The 16,732-nt window shown below is 69.9% G+C and carries 18 protein-coding genes; 2 read left to right on the forward strand and 16 right to left on the reverse strand.

Features of this window, described 5'->3' with window-relative positions:
• Positions 1 to 2: 2 nt before the first annotated feature.
• From ABN611_RS23025 to ABN611_RS23055, 7 genes are all read right to left on the reverse strand, one after another.
• Positions 3 to 1,061, reverse strand: coding sequence for an FAD-dependent oxidoreductase (locus tag ABN611_RS23025; RefSeq protein ID WP_350274286.1), 1,059 nt, complete (start codon positions 1,059 to 1,061; stop codon positions 3 to 5).
• A 65-nt stretch (positions 1,062 to 1,126) separates the two neighbouring features.
• Positions 1,127 to 1,729: a hypothetical protein gene (locus ABN611_RS23030; protein WP_350274287.1), complete on the reverse strand. Its 603-nt coding sequence runs from the start codon at positions 1,727 to 1,729 to the stop codon at positions 1,127 to 1,129.
• A gap of 83 nt (positions 1,730 to 1,812) precedes the next feature.
• Positions 1,813 to 2,508 carry a hypothetical protein gene (locus ABN611_RS23035; RefSeq protein ID WP_350274288.1) on the reverse strand — a complete coding sequence of 232 codons (696 nt, stop codon included), beginning with the start codon at positions 2,506 to 2,508 and terminating at the stop codon, positions 1,813 to 1,815.
• A gap of 78 nt (positions 2,509 to 2,586) precedes the next feature.
• Positions 2,587 to 4,152 carry a precorrin-2 C(20)-methyltransferase gene (locus ABN611_RS23040; RefSeq protein WP_350274289.1) on the reverse strand — a complete coding sequence of 522 codons (1,566 nt, stop codon included), beginning with the start codon at positions 4,150 to 4,152 and terminating at the stop codon, positions 2,587 to 2,589.
• Complete coding sequence (locus ABN611_RS23045; RefSeq protein WP_350274290.1) at positions 4,152 to 4,781, reverse strand: precorrin-8X methylmutase; 630 nt, start codon at positions 4,779 to 4,781, stop codon at positions 4,152 to 4,154. Before ABN611_RS23045 ends, ABN611_RS23040 begins: the two co-directional genes overlap by 1 nt.
• A complete protein-coding gene (locus tag ABN611_RS23050; RefSeq protein ID WP_350274291.1) occupies positions 4,778 to 5,926 on the reverse strand; it encodes a precorrin-3B synthase in 1,149 nt (382 codons plus the stop codon). The genes ABN611_RS23045 and ABN611_RS23050 overlap by 4 nt, the downstream gene beginning before the upstream one ends.
• Positions 5,927 to 5,972: 46 nt before the next feature.
• Entirely contained in the window at positions 5,973 to 7,139 is a 1,167-nt protein-coding gene (locus tag ABN611_RS23055; RefSeq protein WP_350274292.1) for an MFS transporter, read from the reverse strand.
• A 146-nt stretch (positions 7,140 to 7,285) separates the two neighbouring features.
• On the opposite strand from ABN611_RS23055, the gene ABN611_RS23060 reads away from it, so the two are divergent.
• On the forward strand, positions 7,286 to 7,768 hold the full coding sequence (locus ABN611_RS23060) for a MarR family winged helix-turn-helix transcriptional regulator (protein WP_350274293.1): 483 nt from the start codon (positions 7,286 to 7,288) through the stop codon (positions 7,766 to 7,768).
• Between the two features lie 83 nt (positions 7,769 to 7,851).
• The gene (locus tag ABN611_RS23065; protein ID WP_350274294.1) at positions 7,852 to 9,303 is read left to right on the forward strand and encodes an MFS transporter; all 1,452 of its coding nucleotides are present in this window, start codon (positions 7,852 to 7,854) and stop codon (positions 9,301 to 9,303) included.
• Here the strand turns inward: ABN611_RS23065 and cobF are convergent.
• From cobF to ABN611_RS23110, 9 genes are all read right to left on the reverse strand, one after another.
• Positions 9,257 to 10,027, reverse strand: coding sequence for a precorrin-6A synthase (deacetylating) (cobF, locus tag ABN611_RS23070; RefSeq protein WP_350274295.1), 771 nt, complete (start codon positions 10,025 to 10,027; stop codon positions 9,257 to 9,259). The two genes, ABN611_RS23065 and cobF, sit on opposite strands and share 47 nt — an antisense overlap.
• Positions 10,028 to 10,040: 13 nt before the next feature.
• The gene (gene frdD / locus ABN611_RS23075) at positions 10,041 to 10,391 is read right to left on the reverse strand and encodes a fumarate reductase subunit FrdD (protein WP_350274296.1); all 351 of its coding nucleotides are present in this window, start codon (positions 10,389 to 10,391) and stop codon (positions 10,041 to 10,043) included.
• On the reverse strand, positions 10,388 to 10,768 hold the full coding sequence (locus ABN611_RS23080) for a fumarate reductase subunit C (RefSeq protein WP_350274297.1): 381 nt from the start codon (positions 10,766 to 10,768) through the stop codon (positions 10,388 to 10,390). The genes frdD and ABN611_RS23080 overlap by 4 nt, the downstream gene beginning before the upstream one ends.
• The gene (locus ABN611_RS23085; RefSeq protein WP_350274298.1) at positions 10,765 to 11,508 is read right to left on the reverse strand and encodes a succinate dehydrogenase/fumarate reductase iron-sulfur subunit; all 744 of its coding nucleotides are present in this window, start codon (positions 11,506 to 11,508) and stop codon (positions 10,765 to 10,767) included. The genes ABN611_RS23080 and ABN611_RS23085 overlap by 4 nt, the downstream gene beginning before the upstream one ends.
• Before the next feature lie 2 nt (positions 11,509 to 11,510).
• A complete protein-coding gene (gene frdA, locus ABN611_RS23090; protein WP_350274299.1) occupies positions 11,511 to 13,256 on the reverse strand; it encodes a fumarate reductase (quinol) flavoprotein subunit in 1,746 nt (581 codons plus the stop codon).
• Between the two features lie 2 nt (positions 13,257 to 13,258).
• Positions 13,259 to 13,492 carry a hypothetical protein gene (locus ABN611_RS23095; protein ID WP_350274300.1) on the reverse strand — a complete coding sequence of 78 codons (234 nt, stop codon included), beginning with the start codon at positions 13,490 to 13,492 and terminating at the stop codon, positions 13,259 to 13,261.
• Between the two features lie 86 nt (positions 13,493 to 13,578).
• Positions 13,579 to 15,075 carry a glucose-6-phosphate dehydrogenase gene (gene zwf, locus ABN611_RS23100; RefSeq protein WP_350274301.1) on the reverse strand — a complete coding sequence of 499 codons (1,497 nt, stop codon included), beginning with the start codon at positions 15,073 to 15,075 and terminating at the stop codon, positions 13,579 to 13,581.
• 59 nt (positions 15,076 to 15,134) lie between these two features.
• A complete protein-coding gene (gene pepE, locus ABN611_RS23105) occupies positions 15,135 to 15,854 on the reverse strand; it encodes a dipeptidase PepE (protein ID WP_350274302.1) in 720 nt (239 codons plus the stop codon).
• A 17-nt stretch (positions 15,855 to 15,871) separates the two neighbouring features.
• Positions 15,872 to 16,672, reverse strand: a complete 801-nt coding sequence (locus ABN611_RS23110) for an IclR family transcriptional regulator (protein WP_350274303.1) — start codon at positions 16,670 to 16,672, stop codon at positions 15,872 to 15,874.
• Between the last annotated feature and the right edge of the window lie 60 nt (positions 16,673 to 16,732).

Raw genomic sequence — 16,732 nt, forward strand, 5'->3', positions numbered from 1 at the left:
CCTCAGGCGCTGAGCGCTGCCGGCTTGAGGAGGTCGCGCAGGTCGCGGGCCGCGGTGAAGCCCGCGCGGTTCGCGCCGATCGTGCTGGCCGACGGGCCGTAGCCGACCAGGTGGATGCGCGGGTCGGCGACAGTCGCGGTGCCGTCCATCCGCACCCCGCCCGACGGTTCACGCAGATGCAGCGGCACGAGGTGGGCGAGGTCCGCGCGGAAGCCGGTCGCCCAGAGGATGGTGTCGACCTGCAGGGCCTGACCGTCGGTCCACTCGACACCGTCGGGTGTGATGCGTGAGAACATCGGCAGCCGGGTGTAGACGCCGCGGTCCCAGGCGGCCTGCTCCTGCGGGCGCAGATGCAGTCCGGTGACGCTCACGACGCTGCGGGGTGGGAGTCCGGCGCGCACGCGTTCCTCGACGCGCGCGACGACCTGTCGCCCGTACTCCGGGGTGAAGTCCTCGCCGGTGCGCCACTCGGGCGGCCGCCGCGTGACCCACGTCGTGGTCGCGACTTCGGAGATCTCCGCCAGGAGCTGGACCGCGGACGCACCACCGCCGACAACCAGCACGTGCTGACCGGCCAGCTCTACGGCGCCGCGGTAGTCGGCGGTGTGCAACTGCCGGCCTGCGAACGTCTCGATGCCCGGGTACCACGGGATGAACGGCCGGTTCCACGTCCCGGTGGCGTTCACCAAGGCCGCGGCGTCGTACCGTCCGGCCGAGGTCTCCAGCGCGAAGCCGCCGTCGATCGCCCGGACGCTCTCCACCGCCACAGGCCGCGCCACTGGCAGCGAGAACCGCTTCTCGTAGTCCGCGAAGTACGCCGGCACGAACTCGTTCGCCCGCTCCGCGCCTACGCTCGACGGCACCGGTACGCCAGGCAGGTTCGCGATCCCGTGCACGTCGTGCATCGTCAACGAGTCCCACCGATGCTGCCACGCACCACCCGGCGCCGGGTTCCGGTCCAGCACGACCACTTCGTCGTACGGCGCGAACCCGAGCCGCACCAGGTGATAAGCAGCCGACAACCCCGCCTGCCCCGCCCCGATCACCGCCACGTCCAGCACACCAGACGCAACACTCCAGGGCCTTCGGCTCTTCCCGAAGGCCCTGGCTGCGTACCGCTAGCTGGTCACACCGTTGTGTCGTGGCGGCGGCCGGAGCGGCCGCCCAGGACTGCGGCGACCAGCGTGACCACCAGCGCGGCGGCCACGGCGACCAGGCCGCCTGCTGTGAGGGTCTGGTCCGCGATCGGCACGGACGGCAGCTTCATCCGGTCCAGTACGTCGTACTGCGAACCGGCGAGCGCGGCGAGCCCCATGACGATCGCGGTCACCACGACCCCGACCAACCAGACGCCGAACCCGTGCAGTGCGCCGGCCGAACGCGCCAGGCGGCCGGCGACGTAGCCGCCCTGGTAGTACGCGACTGCCAGGATCAGCAGCAGGATCGCGCTCGACACGATCCCGATGGTGCCGGCGGTGTTGGCGCTGTTCATCGCCTCGTACCAGTCGAATGTGGCCGCATAGTCGACCGCTGCCGCGATGGCACCCGCGACACCGGTCAGTAGCGCGATGAGGCCGATCGCGACCAGCCAGCCGTAGAAGGTCGCGCCGCCGGTGGGCCTGCGGGACACCCGATCACGGGCGGGCGGGGCGCTTCGTTCGTCGTCGTACAGCTCGGACGGTCCGAGCCGGTCGACGCGCGTCTCCTCGTGATGCTGTTGCTGCGTCATGTCAGCTTCTCCTCGTCGGACAAGCCCCGTGTTGTTCCCCAGGTACCCGGCGGGAAACCGACGCAACGTCTACCGCGGGTGACTCAGAGCAACTCGTCGATGCGGTCGTGGTACCGCCGCCCGGACTTGCCGCCGACGATCGCGGCCAGCAGGGTGAGGAGCAGCAGCGCGGCGGCCGCGCCGATGCTGCCGAGCAGGAGCGTGTTGTCGGCCAGTGAGACGTCCGGCCGGTTGATGTCGTCCACGACGGCGTACTGGTTGTCCACGAACCAGCCGGCACCACCTGCGACCAGTGAGACGAGCAGGGCGATCATCCACACTCCGAAGCCCTGCCTGCCGCCGTCGAAGCGCGCCAGCCGCCCGGCAACGTAGCCGCCGGTGTAGAACGCCACCGCCAGCATGAAGACCGTGACACCGGCCGCCGTCAGCAGCGCGGCGCCGGGCTGGGTCTTCGCGTCACCGGTCGTGTAGTCGAGGATCTCGGCGGTACCGAACGCGGCAGCGGCCACGGCGGCCAGCAGCAGCACCGACATCGAGATCGCGATCAGGTAGCCGAAGAACGCCGCCCCGAACTTGAACCCGCGGTACGACAGCAGTTCCGGGTCGACCTCGGCCTCGGCCTCGGGGGCCGGGGGCGTGCGCAGCGGCGTCTCCTGGGGGATTGAGATCGTGCTGATCGCCCGGCTCGCGGCCGCCCGCGCCTCCTCGTACTTGGCCGTGCTGGCGTCGCCGGCGGGCGTGGTGATCGTGGCGGTGTCGCCGGGGTACTGCTGACTCATTCCGCGGGCTCCTCACAGGTCGGCTTCCGGGCGGTCCCTACCCGTCCGCACCGGGGCTGACACGGTCGAAGCGCGGATTTAACCGACTCCTGGGGTGGCATCACTGCCTGTCGCCGGGTAACGGCGCGGAGTGAAGACCAGCGGCCCGGCTGGGCGTGGCACGGTACGGGTCTGTGACGAGCCGATCAGGAGCAGACACCGCATGTCAACCGTTTGCGGGTCCAGTTCCGCCAGCGTTGTCACAGTGATCACCTCGTCCGGGCCGCCGACGTCCCGCCCGACCACGACCGGCGTATCGGGGGAGCGGTGCTCCAGCAGCAGATCCCGCGTCGCCGCCACCTGCCAGGTGCGGGACTTGGAGGCGGGGTTGTAGATCGCTATCGCCAGGTCCGCCCGCGCAGCTGCGGCTAGGCGCTGGGCGATCACCTCCCACGGCTTGAGCCGGTCGGAGAGCGACAGCACGCAGTAGTCGTGCCCAAGCGGTGCCCCGACGCGGCTCGCGACCGCCTGCGCGGCTGTCATGCCAGGCAGCACGCGTACGGCGATGTCGGCGTACTCCGGCTCCGCTGCCACTTCTGTCACCGCACTGGCCATGGCGAACACACCTGGGTCACCGGACGACACCACGACGACCGTGGAGCCCTTGCGCGCCAGGTCGAGGGCGAACGCGGCCCGCTCCGACTCGACGCGGTTGTCCGACCCGTGCTTGCGCTGGCGCGCCCGCTCCGGGAGACGGTCGACGTACGTCGTGTAGCCGATCACGTCGTCCGCACCGGCGATGGCGGCCCGCACCTCGGGGGTCATCCACTCCGGTCCGGCCGGTCCGAGGCCTACGACTGTCACGGAGCCCTCAGCGGCGGTCTTGGTGGTCGGGGCAGTGAAAGTGTTGTTGATGGGGCTCGGGAGGAGGGCGAGGGAGAAGTACGGGACCTCGTCCGGGTCGACCTCGTTGAGCGGTGCTGTGCGCTGGGCGTCGGTGGTGGCGCGTTCGACGTACCAGGCCTCGTCGGCGCGGCCGGCCAGCTCGAAGGCCTCGCGGACACCCGCGAACGTGCGGCCGAGCTTCATGACGGCTGCCGCGTCGGTGGTGCGGAGGCGGTCGGCGAGCACGTCCGGTGGGAGGGTGCCGGGGAGGACGGTGAGGATCTCGTCGCGCTCGCACAGGGGCCGGCCGAGTACGGCGGCCGCGGCGCTGACCGAGGTCACGCCGGGGACGACCTCGCACGGGTACCGGTCCGCGAGGCGCTTGTGCATGTGCATGTAGGAGCCGTAGAACAGCGGGTCCCCTTCGGCGAGTACTACGACGTCGCGGCCCGCGTCCAGGTGCGCGGCGAGCCGGGCGGCGCAGTCGGCGTAGAAGTCGTCCATCGCGCCCTGGTACCCGCCGGGGTGGTCGGTCGTCTCGGTGGTGAGCGGGTAGACGAGGTGCTCCTCGACCTGCCCCGGCGTCAGGTACGGCGCGGCCACCGAACGCGCGATACTCCGCCCGTGCCGCGCACTGTGGAACGCGATGACATCCGCGGCCCCGATCAGCCGCGCCGCCTTCACCGTCACCAACTCGGAATCCCCAGGCCCCAGCCCCACGCCCCAGAGCCGCCCTACCGCACTCGAGCTGTCAACTGCGGTCGGCGTACCGTCGGTCATCATTCCGCCTCACTAGCGATTGCGTTGACGGCTGCGGCGGTGATCGCACTGCCACCTCGCCGCCCTCTCACCACCAGGTACTCCAAGCCGAGCTCGTTCGCCGCCAGCGCCTCCTTGGACTCCGCGGCGCCGATGAACCCGACGGGAATGCCCAGCACGGCCGCCGGCCGCGGACCGCCCGCGGCGATCACCTCCAGCAACCTGAACAACGTGGTCGGAGCGTTGCCAATAGCAACAACCGAACCCGCCAGCCTGTCCAGCCAGAGCTCGACCGCGGCCGCGCTCCGAGTTGTCCCCAACTGCTCCGCCAGCTCGACCGTCCGCGGATCCTGCAGCGTGCAGATCACCTCGTTGTCCGCCGGCAGGCGCTTCCGGGTGATCCCGGCGGCGACCATCTGCGCGTCGCACAGCACCGGGGCGCCGTCCTGCAGCGCGGCGCGGGCGTTCTTCACCACGTTCGGCGACCAGGCGAGATCGGCGACCAGGTCGGTCATCCCGCACGCGTGAATCATCCGTACGGCGACCTGCGCCACGTCAGCCGGCAACCCACCGAGCGCCGCCTCGGCCCGGATCGTCGCGAACGACCGCCGGTAGATCTCCGCGCCGTCCCGCTCGTACTCGTAACTCACACCCGTTCCCCGTCCACCAGATACCCATCACTCACCGCAACCACATCCACAAACACCCCACCCGGCTTCCCACACCGCCGCCCACACCCCGACCAATGCACCCGCAACCCCCGCCCCAACACCCTCGCCACCCCGGCGGCTCCGGTGGCCCGGGCCGGTTCGGTGGTCCCGGTCGCTCCGCCCGCCTCGGTCGTGCCTCGGGTCTGTGTCTTGGCGGTGGTGGTCAGGAGGTTCGTGGCGTCTGTTCGGACGTCGGCCAGGGCCTTGGCGCAGCCGGGGTGGCCGGTGCAGGCTGTGACGCCTTCCCAGACGGAGTCCGGTGTTGTGATCAGCCCAACCGCTTCAAGTCCATCAGCAGCAGCCGGTACGACGACGGAGCGCCACGGCGTGATGCGGACCTCAGGAGCGACCTGTGTCAGCGCGGCCGCCTGCTCTTGCGTGAGGCTGCCCAGTGGGACCGTGACTACCAGCGCATCGCCATACCGGCCCGCCGTAACCCGTGTGGCGGCCGCGGGTGCTGCCTCGGTCGGCTGCAGGCCGAGTCGATCGAGGATCTGGTCCCCGCCCCGAGCGAGCTCGGCAACCCGCCACTCCTGGTCCCGTACTTCCAGGAACGCCTCAGCCGCAGCCAGCATCCGGTCCGGTACGTCGGCCCACTCCACCCGCACGGCCCGGCCACCAACGCACAGCAAGCCAGTCCGCTCGTCCACGGCCCGCACCGACACATCCGCCTGCTGATCAGCCAGATCGCCGCGACCGTCGTCCAACGCAAACAGAAACCGCCCAGGCAGCTCAGCCAATCCAGGCCGAGCACACAGCGCACGGTCAAGCGCCAGAGCCACCGGCAGTACGTCGTACCGCGACTGCCCGTCCAGACCGGACAGCGGCGACGCCAGGATGTTCCGCACCCGCTCGTGCGCCAACGACGGCAGCAACCCAGCCGAGAACAGCCGCTCCGACAACTCCCGCGGCCCGTCCGGGCTCAACCCGCGGACCTGCACGTTGCCACGCGACGTGAGCTCCAGCCGCCCGTCACCCAGTTCTGCGGCAGCGACCCGCAGTACGTCGAGCTGGGCAGCGGTCAGGCGCCCGCCGGGCAGCCGTACCCGGGCGAGCCCGCCGTCAGCCGCCTGGTGGACAGCCACCACACCAGGGCACCGATCGACTCCAGTCCTCGCCACAGCGGTGATGCTACGTGCCCGAAACCTGGTGTGTTCTGCCCCACAGCAGGAACCCGACCGCGGCCACCGCGCACCCACCGCCGGCAACCATCGCCACCGACACCGACCACGCGTCCACCACGAACCCGCCGAGCAGCGCTCCGGTCGACAGCACCGCCTGGAACGACGAGGTGAACCACACAGTCGCCGCCTCCCGCGACTCAGGCGCAGCCAACGCGAACATCGTCATCGAGCACACCGGTACGCCGCCGTACCCGAGCCCCCACACCACGAGCAGCAGCAGCGCCCCTGCCGTACTACGTCCCAGCACAGGCATCAGCAGCGTGGCAACTGCGATCAGCGCGGCACAGGTGCTGAACGTGACGTGCAGGCCGCGTGCGACCCACAACCCGGCGACGACGTTGCCGACCACACCTGCGGCGCCGTACACGAGCAGGAACAACCCAATGAGCTCAGGACGTACGACGTCACGCAGGAACGGCGTGACGTAGGTGTAGGTCGCGAAGTGAGCCGTGACGATCAAACAGGTGACGACGAGGGCGTTCCGACTACTGCGCAGGGCCTTGCGCAGTACAGCGGCGTGGGTGACCTGCAGCGGCGGCAGTGGCGCGACGGTGGTGCGCAACGCCACCAGCGCCAGCAGAGCGAGCACACCAAGCGCAGCGAACGACGTACGCCACCCAGTGAGCTCACCGACGAAGGTGCCGACCGGTACGCCGAGAACCGAGCCGAGCGGTACTGCGGAGAAGATGACAGCGGTTGCCCGCGCCGACCACCGCTCCGGGACGAGCCGCCCGGCGAGGCCGGCGCCGATCGACCAGAAGCCGCCGATCGTCAGCCCGACGAGGAACCTGGCGACCAGCTCGAGCCAGAACACCGGCGCGGCCGCGGCGAGGAACCCGGCCACGGCCAGCAGCACCATGAGGAGACACAGCATCAGCCGCCTGTCCAGGCGAGCGGTCGCGAGCGTGACGACCGGCGCGGCGACGGCAGCGACCAGTCCCGGCATCGTCATCAGCCAGCCGGTACGTCCCGGAGTGAGCGTGAAGTCGGCGCCGATCGGTGTCAGCAGCCCGATCGGCAGGATCTCGGTGGTGACGATCGCGAAGATCCCCAACGTCACCGCGCCGACCCCGAGCCAGCGGACGGCAACGGTCGGTGTGGTCAGAACAGTCATGTCTCCAGCCAAACCGCCCGCGCCCCCGCCGGCTCGCGGTTTCGCGACAGCCTGGTCAACCCGTCGCATTCCGGCGACAGCACGAGCACGGATTATCCGGATCAGGATCATCTCGGAGCAGATAGTCCCGCGCTATCCTCGGAGGTATGGCTGAACCCCTGGAGCGCACCGTCCCCGACATCACCGGCTACCTGACGCACGCGAGCCACGTGCTGGAGACGCAGCTGTCCGCGGCCCTGGCGGAGGTCGGGCTGACACTGCGGATGCAGTGCGTACTGCGGCACGCGCTCGAGGCGGAGCGCACGCAGATCCAGATCGCCGAGCTGGCGTACATGGACAAGACCACGATGGTCGTCACCGTCGACGCCCTGGAGAAGGCCGGGTACGCCGAACGCAAGCCGTCCGCGACCGACCGCCGCGCGCGCATCATCGCCGTCACCGAGGCCGGCGCGAAGATCGCCGCCGAAGGCCAGCGGATCGTCGACCGCGTCCACGCCGACGCCCTCGCCGCGCTGGCCGCACCGCAGCGGCAGCCGTTTGTGGACGCCGTCACCACCCTGCTCGAGGGCCCGCTGGCCACCCCGGTCACCGCCCAGCCCGTCCGGCGTTCGCGGCAACGCTCCAGCTGAACCGTCCACTAAAAGATCGTCTATTACGGGACTATCTGTTATGGTCCTTCCTGTCGGGCATTTTCGAGGACAGGAGATGGGCTGTGAGTGTGGATGCGGTGGCGGCGGCCGGGCGGGTCCGCGGGCGCACGCAGGCGCTGGTCGTGCTCTGCGTGATGCAACTGATGATCATCCTCGACGGCACCGTGGTGACCGTCGCGCTGCCGACGATCCAGCAGGATCTGGGCTTCTCGGAGGCCGGCCTGGCCTGGGTGATGAACTCGTACCTGATCGCGTTCGCCGGACTCCTGCTGCTGGCCGGCCGGCTCGGCGACCTGATCGGGAGCAAGAAGGTTTTCGTGGCAGGGCTGGGGCTGTTCACGGCCGCGTCGCTGCTGTGCGGTGTGGCGACGAGCGCCGAAGCGCTGATCGCAGGCCGCTTCCTGCAAGGTATCGGCGGGGCACTGGCCTCGGCCGTGATCCTCGGCATGATCGTGAGCCTCTACCCGGCTCCTGGTGAGCAAGCACGCGCAATGGGCGTCTACAGCTTCACGGCCGCCAGCGGTGCGTCGATCGGCCTCATCTTCGGCGGCGTGATCACCCAGACCGTCGGCTGGCACTGGGCGTTCCTGATCAACGTACCGATCGGCGTCGTCGCACTAGCCTTCGCAGCCAAGCTCCTGGCCCACCAGCCCGGACAGGGCCTCGCCAATGGCGCAGACGTACTCGGCGCAGTGCTGGTCACCGCAGGTCTCTCACTGGGCGTCTACACGATCGTCCAGACCGCAGAGCCGCACGCAACGCTGACCCGCACGCTGGTACAGGCTGCTGCGTCACTCCTGCTACTCGCAGCGTTCGTCGTACGGCAGGCACGCATCAAGCAGCCGCTACTTGCCCTGCGCATCTTCCGGCGCCGCCAGCTCACCGTAGCCAACGTGGTGGTCGTACTGCTCTTCGCTGCCGGCTTCGGCTTCCAGTTCACCACCGCCCTCTACGTGCAGCGCGTCCTGGGGTACGACTCGCTTACTACTGGCCTGGCCTTCGTCCCGGCGCCACTGATGAACGCACTGATGTCGCTGTCGATCGCCCCGCGGCTGACGGTCCGCTTCGGCCCGCGGCGGATGCTGGTCGCCGGCCTGATCACCTTCCTGCTCTCGCTGCTCTGGATCAGCAGGGCGCCGGTCGACGGCTCGTACCTCGTCAACGTCGGCCCCGTGCTCGCGGTGATGGGTGCCGGCATCGGTATCGCCATCCCGGCCGCGATCATGCTGGCGATGTCAGGAGCGGCCGCCGCGGACGCCGGAGTGGCCTCAGGCCTCAACAACACCGCACAACAAGCAGGTGCGGCCGTCGGTACTGCGGTACTCGCCACGCTAGCCGCATCCACGACCGCGCAGCGGCTCACCGAAGGCGCCGGTGACCTCCTGGCACTCCGCGACGGGTACGGCGCGGCGTGGCTGGCGGCCGCTGGTTTCGTCCTCGCCGCGATCCTGCTGTCGGTGGTTCTGCTCAGTCCCGCCGGTCCGCGTGACGGCGCAGCAGGTAGGTGTCCATGATCCAGCCCTTCCGGTCGCGGGCCTCGGCGCGGGCCTTCTCGATCTCCGCGGCCACCTCCCGGACCGGGCCTGAAATGAGGATCTCGTCGGGCGTGCCGAGGTACGCGCCCCAGTAGATGTCGGCGTCCTGGTCGAGGTGCTCGGTGAACGCGGTCTGCGCGTCGAGCATCACGACCACGTCGTCCACCCCGGCAGGCCATTCGCGGGCCAGCCGCCGGCCGGTGGTGATCTGGATCGGCCGGCCGACCTGGTTCAGGCCGACCCGGTGCCGCGCGGCGAGCGTCGACACGCTGCTGATGCCCGGAATCACCTCGACCGAGAACGCCAGCTCACCGCGCGCGAGGATGTCGTCCAGGATCGCCAGCGTGCTGTCGTACAGCGACGGATCACCCCAGACCAGGAAGGCGCCGACCTGGTCCTCGCCCAGTTCGTCCGCGATCATCCCCGCGCACACGTCGGCCCGGCGCCGCCGCCAGTCGTCGACGGCCTCGACGTACGCCGAACTCGTCCGGTCGCGCTCCGGGTCCCGCCCGACGACGACCCGATACTCCTTAGACGTTGCGTACCGCCGCAGGATCTCCGACCGCAGGTCCACCAACTCCTGCTTGACCTCACCCTTGTCCAGCACGAAGAACACGTCGACCCGGTTCAGCGCCGCCACGGCCTGCATCGTCACCTGTTCCGGATCCCCGGCCCCGACCCCGATCACCACAATCTCGCGCATGCGCGAGATTGTGTCAGACCGTCAGCAGCAGCCAGGCCGCGACGACGGAGCCGACGACGGCGCCGCCGTAGCACAGTGCCACGATCGGTACGGCGTACCGCTTGAGCTGCAGGCCCTCGTACAGCGTGTAGCGGAACCGGTGCGCCCAATGGAACAGGGCCAGCGCGCACACCCCGAAAAGCACCAGCCGAGTGACCGGATGCCGGAGCAACCCGAGGACCTCCGCGTGGTCGGGCGGTGTCAGCAGTCCGAGCGGGAACGCGAGCCCGAACAGGAACAGCAGCACCGGCACCATCAGCGCGGCCACCATGCCGCCGGAGCTGAACAGCATCCAGAGGAAAGGCTCCGGAGAGCGGCGGTTCATCGCAGCACCAGCCAGGCGACGACCGCTGACAGCACCAGCCAGGCCAGGTAGTGCGCGGCAACGACCTGGCGCGGCGGCACGCGCGTCCCGCGGACCTTGATCACCATCGCCCGCGGCGCCAGGCCGAACCAGGTCACCACGTGCAGCAGCACGAACGCCAGCGCGACGACGTTGATCGCGACCATCCACCACTGCCCGCTCCAGTCGAGGAAGCGCTGGTACGACGCCGCGCCGTCGCTGATCGCCTTCACCAGCAGCAGCAGGAACACCACGAACCACGCGACGAACACACTGCTGAGTTCACGCAGTACGAACAGCACGTACGAACGCCGCTCGAGCCACCAGAACAGCCGGACCGGCCGGTGGTAGACGCTCACCGCTTGCTCCGCGGCATCAGCAGGTCCTTGATCGACCGTGTCGCCGCGGTCAGCTTGTAGCGCTGGATCGCCCCGGCCGGATCGACACCCTTCGGGCACACCGCGCTGCACTCGCCGACGAAGGTGCAGGCCCAGATCCCTTCCGGCGACGACAGTACGGCGCGCCGCTCGTCGGCGCCCTCGTCGCGCGAGTCGAGGTTGTAGCGCTGCGCCAGTGCGATCGCCGCCGGGCCGATGAACTCCGGTTCGAGGCTGTAGACCGGGCAGGCCGAGTAGCACAGCATGCAGTTGATGCACATGCTGAACTGCTGGTACTCGTCGAGCTCCTCGGGCGTCTGCAGGTACTCGCCTTCCTCGACAGGACTCTGCACGTCCCGGACGATCCACGGCGTGACCGTCGGCAGCTTGGTCATGAAGTCGTCGATGTCGACGACGAGGTCGCGGATCACCGGGAAGTTGCGCAACGGCTCGACCCGGATCGGACCGGGGGCGTAGTCGGTGAGGAAGGTGGCGCAGCTCAGCTGCGGCTCGCCGTTCACCGTCATCCCGCAACTGCCGCAGATGCCCATCCGGCACGACCACCGGAACGACAACGTGCCGTCCAGGTGGTCCTTCACGTAGGTGAGGCCGTCGAGGACCGCCCAGTGCTCGCGGAGCGGAACCTGGTACGACTGCAGCACCGGCTCGGTGTCGACCCCCGGCCGGTAGCGTGCGACCTCGAGGGTGATCTCGTCTGCCATCGCTACCCCCTCCCGTACACCCGTTCTCCCGGCGGCCAGCGGGTGATCGTCACCGGCAGGTACGTGACGCGGCCGGACCCGTCCGGCTGGCGACTGACCAGCGAGTGCGCCAGGAACCGCTCGTCGTCGCGGGCCGGGAAGTCGGTGCGCTGGTGCGCGCCGCGCGACTCCTCCCGGCGGATCGCGCAGGCGATGATGCTCTCGGCAACGTCCAGCATGAACCCGAGCTCGAGCCACGCGATCAGCTCGGTGTTGAAGTCGGTGCTGTGGTCGTCGAGCCCGGCGCGCCGGAACCGCACCTGCAACTCCTCCAACTGCCGGGCCGCCTTGGTGAGCGAGTCCCCGTCGCGGTAGATGCCGGCGCCGTTCTCCATCGTGGCCTGCATCTCGGTCCGGATGTCCGCGATCCGCTCGTGGCTGTCGGTGCGCCGGCCGACCTCGGCGGCCAGCCGCCGTTCCTCGTCCCGCCCCAGCGCGAGAATCGAGTGCGGTACTCCGCGGTGGTAGCGGCCCGCGAACACGGCCGCGGCCCGCCCCGCGCGGTTGCCGAAGACCAGGCACTCCGGCAACGAGTTCGAGCCGAGCCGGTTGGCGCCGTTGATGCTGACACAGGCCACCTCGCCGGCGGCGTACAGACCTTCGAGCGACGTGGCGCCGCGGAGGTCGGTGTGGATGCCGCCCATCATGTAGTGCACGACCGGCCGTACCGGGACCAGCTCGCGCACCGGGTCGATGTTCTGGTACTTCGAGCACAGCTCGCGGACGAACGGCAGCTTGGCGTCGATCAGCTTCGCGCCCAGGTGCCGCAGGTCCAGGTTGACCACCGGACCGTACGGCGTGTCGATGGTCCGGCCCTTCTCCACCTCGTGCACGAACGCCTGCGACAGCCGATCCCGCGGGCCGAGCTCCATGTTGCGCAGCACCGGTTCCGGGGTCGGCGTACCGAGGTCGTAGTCCTGCAGGTAGCGGTAACCGTCCTTGTTGAGCAGCCACCCGCCCTCAGCCCGGGCGGCCTCAGTGATGAGGATGCCCGTGAACGGCAGGCCGGTCGGGCGGTACTGCACGAACTCCATGTCCTTGAGAGCGGCGCCGGCCCGGTAGGCGAGCGCCATCCCGTCGCCGGTCTTGATGTTGGCGTTCGTGGTGAACGGGAAGACGCGTCCGCACCCGCCGGTGCAGACGATGACCGCGTTCGCGGTGATCGTCTCGATCCGCCCGGTGGCCAGTTCGATCGCGACCACGCCGTACGCGCGGCCGTCGTCGACGAGGAGCTTGGTGACGTACCACTCGTCGTACCGGACGATGTCGGAGTACGAGAGCGCGGTCTGGAAGAGCGTGTGCAGCAGGTGGAACCCGGTCCGGTCGGCCGCGAACCAGGTGCGCTTCTTCTTCATGCCGCCGAACGCGCGGACGGCGATCCGCCCGTCCGGCTGCCGGCTCCACGGGCACCCCCAGTGCTCGAGCCGGAGGAGTTCGCGCGGCGCCTCGGCGACGAAGGCCTCGACCGCGTCCTGGTCGCACAGCCAGTCGCTGCCCGACACGGTGTCGTACGCGTGCTCGTCCAACGTGTCGTCCGCCCCCGCGACGCCCGCGGCACCGCCCTCGGCGGACACCGTGTGGCTGCGCATCGGATAGACCTTCGAGATCACCGCGACCCGCAGCGCCGGGTTGGTCTCGGCCACCGCGATGGCAGCTCGCAACCCAGCGCCGCCGCCTCCGATCACCACGACGTCGTGATAGCTCGCCATGACTAGGCTTCGTGGTCGCCGCTGTGCTCGTCCAGCAGCACCTTGCCGTTGTGCCGCACGGTCCGGATCCGGACGCTGCCGTCGTGGAACTCGTGCCGCGACTGCCGGCACCCACAGGCGAACACCACGTCGTCGAGCCGGAAGCCCTCGAAGTCGTTCTCCTGACTCCGGTGCGCATCGCCGAGCCGTCCGCAGGGTGCCCGTTCCCCGGTGAGATGCGTCCTTGTCCCTGTCATCCGTCCACCTCCTCCACCCTCCGAGGTGTTCCGTGACCTACGTCACACCCCGATAGTGCGCCTCGCCCGGAGGGGACGGCAATGGCCTACTTCTTCGCCTGCCGCCATTCGCGTTCGAAGGGCAGCCGCCAGGCGCGCGGCGCGATCAGCTGGTGGATCGCGTTCGGGCCCCAGGTGCCGGGCTGGTACGGCTTGGCCGGCGGCGGGTCCTCGAGGAGCGGGGCGGAGCGGTCCCAGAGCGACTCGATGCCCTCGGCGGTCGTGAACAGCGTGTGGTCGCCGCGCATCGCGTCCAGGATCAGCCGTTCGTACGCCTCCAGGACGTCGCCCGCGCTCTCGGTCTCCTGGGTGGAGAACTGCATCGACAGCTTCTCCAGCCGCATCCCCGGACCGGGACGCTTGCCGTAGAACGACAGCGACACCCGGGACGAGTCGGCGAGGTCGAAGGTCAGGTGGTCCGGGCCCTCGGAACCGACGCCGGAGCCGGCCGGGAACATCGTCTTCGGCGCCTCCTTGAAGGCGATCGAGATGATCCGTTGGCCCTCGGCCATCTTCTTGCCGGTGCGCAGGTAGAACGGCACGCCGGCCCACCGCCAGTTGTCGATCTCGACCTTCAGCGCGATGAACGTCTCGGTGTCGGAGTCCGGCGCGACGCCGTCCTCGGTGCGGTAGCCGGAGTACTGCCCGCGGACCACGTCGCCGGGGTGGATCGGCAGCATCGACCGGAAGACCTTGTTCTTCTCCTCCGAGATCGCCCGCGGCTCCAGGGCGGTCGGCGGCTCCATCGCGACGAACGACATCACCTGCATCAGGTGCGTGACGACCATGTCCTTGAACGCGCCGGTCGGCTCGTAGAACGTGGCCCGCTGGTCCAGGCCGAGCGACTCCGGGATGTCGATCTGCACGTGGTCGATGAAGTTCCGGTTCCAGATCGGCTCGAACAGCCCGTTCGCGAACCGGAACGCGAGGATGTTCAGCGCGGCTTCCTTGCCGAGGAAGTGGTCGATCCGGAAGATCTGCGCCTCGTCGAAGGTCTCGTGGACGAAGTCGTTCAGTTCGATCGCGCTGGTCAGGTCGTCGCCGAACGGCTTCTCCATCACCACCCGGGCGCGCTCCACCAGGTCGGCGTCGCGGAGCATCGCGATCACCGCCTGGGCCGCCTTCGGGGGCACCGACAGGTAGTGCAGCCGCCGGGTGTCCGGGCCGAGCAGTTCCTCGGCCGCCTTGACCGCGCTCGCGAGCGCCTCCGGCCCGGCGGTCACCGGCACGTACTCGAGCCGCTCGGCGAACTGCGCCCACTGCTCGTCAGTCATCGAGTGGGTGCCGAACGTCTCGACCGCCTGCCGCGCGCGGTCCCGGAACTCGTCGCAGCTCAGGTCCTCGGTCGCGGTTCCGATGATCCGCACGTCCGGCGCGAACTTGGACTGCTGCAGGTACGCCAGACCGGGCAGCAGCTTGCGCTTGGCGAGGTCACCGGTGGCGCCGAACAGCACGATCACGTGCGGGGCCAGCGGCTCCGGATCCCGCCGCGACGGCCGCGATCCCGGGGCCGGATACGCAATGGTCTGAGTACGGTCTGGCATTCAGTCCTCCCGAGACACCACCGGAGCCAACAGCCCGAGTCTAGGCACTCGGAAGTGAACTACTGGCGTACGTCGAAACGCGCGGTGATCCGCAACAATTCCGAGAGGTCCGTGCCGCTCGCGACCTCCGCCGGCGCCGCCCCGCGCCGGAACAGCCGCGCGCCCGCCGAGATCCCGCCGAGCGTCAGCGTCTCGCCGGATCGCCGCAGCCAGGTGCCTTCGCGGATCCCGAGCACCGGTACGTCGTTCTCCTCGAGGAACTCGGTGATCCGCCGCTCGCGGGTCTCGCCCTGGTGCGTCGAGGACGGGTCCGGGTCCAGGTAGTGCGGGTTGATCTGGAACGGCACCAGCCCGAGCGACGCGAACGACGGCGGCTGCACGATCGGCATGTCGTTCGTGGTCCGCACACTCGGCCCCGCGAGGTTCGTCCCCGCGCTCGATCCGACGTACGGCGTCCCGCCCCGGACCCGCTCGCGGATCACGTCGAGGTCGCCGCTGAGCTGTAGCGTCCGCAGCAACCGGAACGTGTTCCCGCCGCCGACGAAGATCGCCGGCGCCCCGCGCAACGCGTCCGGCGCGGTGTGCGCCCCGGTGACGCGGACGCCGAGCGGCTCCAGCGCGGTCCGCACCTGCTCGGTGTAGCCGTCGTGGTCGGCGAGCGCGTACGGCACGAACACCACCTCGTCGCGACCGGCCAGCACCTCGACCAACGCGTCGAGCGCGTGCTCGAGGTACTTGCGGCCGGGGGCCGTGGAGTTCGAGAGCAGCAGCAGTTCCACAGGTTCTCCAGACAGGTTCAGCGGCGCCGGGTGCGGGCCGCGGGCGTACGGTGCGCGAGCAGGTTGCACAGCTCTTCGGTTGCCTCGAGCAACCGCGGGACGTGGTCCCGGATGTCGCCGGGCGCCTCCTCGTTCTTGCCCTCGACAACGGTCAGCGACCCGATCGGGCGGCGGCCGAGCCGGACCGGCGCGGCGATCGCCCGGGTCGCGGCGTCGTACTCGCCGTCGGAGAACGCCCAGCCGGTCTGCACGGTGTCCTCGAAGACCCGCTCGAGTGCGGCCTCGTCGACCTCGGTGAGATCGGTGAACCGGGCGAACGGGCGCCCGGACAGCAGCGCCCGGCGCTCGTTGCGGTCGATGAACGCGAAGTACGCCCGGGACGTCGCGCCGGCGTGCGCGGGGTAGAGGTCGCCGACCAGCGGATGGCTGCGCAGCGGCCCGCTGCCGCCGTCGACGGCCGCGATGCACCGGACGTGGAAACCGTCCGGGACCGTGAACGTGGCGGTCCGCTCGGTGTCCTGGGCGAGCCGGACCAGGACGCCGTCGGCCAGCGCGGCGAGCCCGCCGGTGCGCTCCCACAGCGCCGCCATCCGCCACATCGTCGGCCCGAGGCTGTACCGCCGGGTGATCGGGTCCGGCCGCAGGAACCCGCGGAACGCGAGCGCGGCGAGCAGCCGTTGCGCGGAGGACTTGTCGATGCCGAGCTCGTCCGCGAGCTCCATCACGCCCCAGTCGCGGCGCTGTTCGGAGTACGAGATCAGGATCTGCAGGGCCCGGTCGACCGTCTGCAGGGGTGATCGCACATCGTCAGGTTCCACGCGGAGAACGGTAGCGCAGCGTCGCGAATAACGAATCGCTCTCTCATATAACGGGAAGTC

This window comes from Kribbella sp. HUAS MG21, assembly GCF_040254265.1.
Taxonomy (GTDB): domain Bacteria; phylum Actinomycetota; class Actinomycetes; order Propionibacteriales; family Kribbellaceae; genus Kribbella.

Coding starts and splice junctions, on each gene's coding strand:
- ABN611_RS23085 (WP_350274298.1), bottom strand. CDS start 11,508: ATGGCAGACGAGATCACCCTCGAGGTCGCACGCTACCGGCCGGGGGTC.
- ABN611_RS23040 (WP_350274289.1), bottom strand. CDS start 4,152: ATGACCGACGGTACGCCGACCGCAGTTGACAGCTCGAGTGCGGTAGGG.
- ABN611_RS23060 (WP_350274293.1), top strand. CDS start 7,286: ATGGCTGAACCCCTGGAGCGCACCGTCCCCGACATCACCGGCTACCTG.
- ABN611_RS23035 (WP_350274288.1), bottom strand. CDS start 2,508: ATGAGTCAGCAGTACCCCGGCGACACCGCCACGATCACCACGCCCGCC.
- frdA (WP_350274299.1), bottom strand. CDS start 13,256: ATGGCGAGCTATCACGACGTCGTGGTGATCGGAGGCGGCGGCGCTGGG.
- ABN611_RS23095 (WP_350274300.1), bottom strand. CDS start 13,492: ATGACAGGGACAAGGACGCATCTCACCGGGGAACGGGCACCCTGCGGA.
- cobF (WP_350274295.1), bottom strand. CDS start 10,027: ATGCGCGAGATTGTGGTGATCGGGGTCGGGGCCGGGGATCCGGAACAG.
- zwf (WP_350274301.1), bottom strand. CDS start 15,075: ATGCCAGACCGTACTCAGACCATTGCGTATCCGGCCCCGGGATCGCGG.
- ABN611_RS23030 (WP_350274287.1), bottom strand. CDS start 1,729: ATGACGCAGCAACAGCATCACGAGGAGACGCGCGTCGACCGGCTCGGA.
- frdD (WP_350274296.1), bottom strand. CDS start 10,391: ATGAACCGCCGCTCTCCGGAGCCTTTCCTCTGGATGCTGTTCAGCTCC.
- ABN611_RS23055 (WP_350274292.1), bottom strand. CDS start 7,139: ATGACTGTTCTGACCACACCGACCGTTGCCGTCCGCTGGCTCGGGGTC.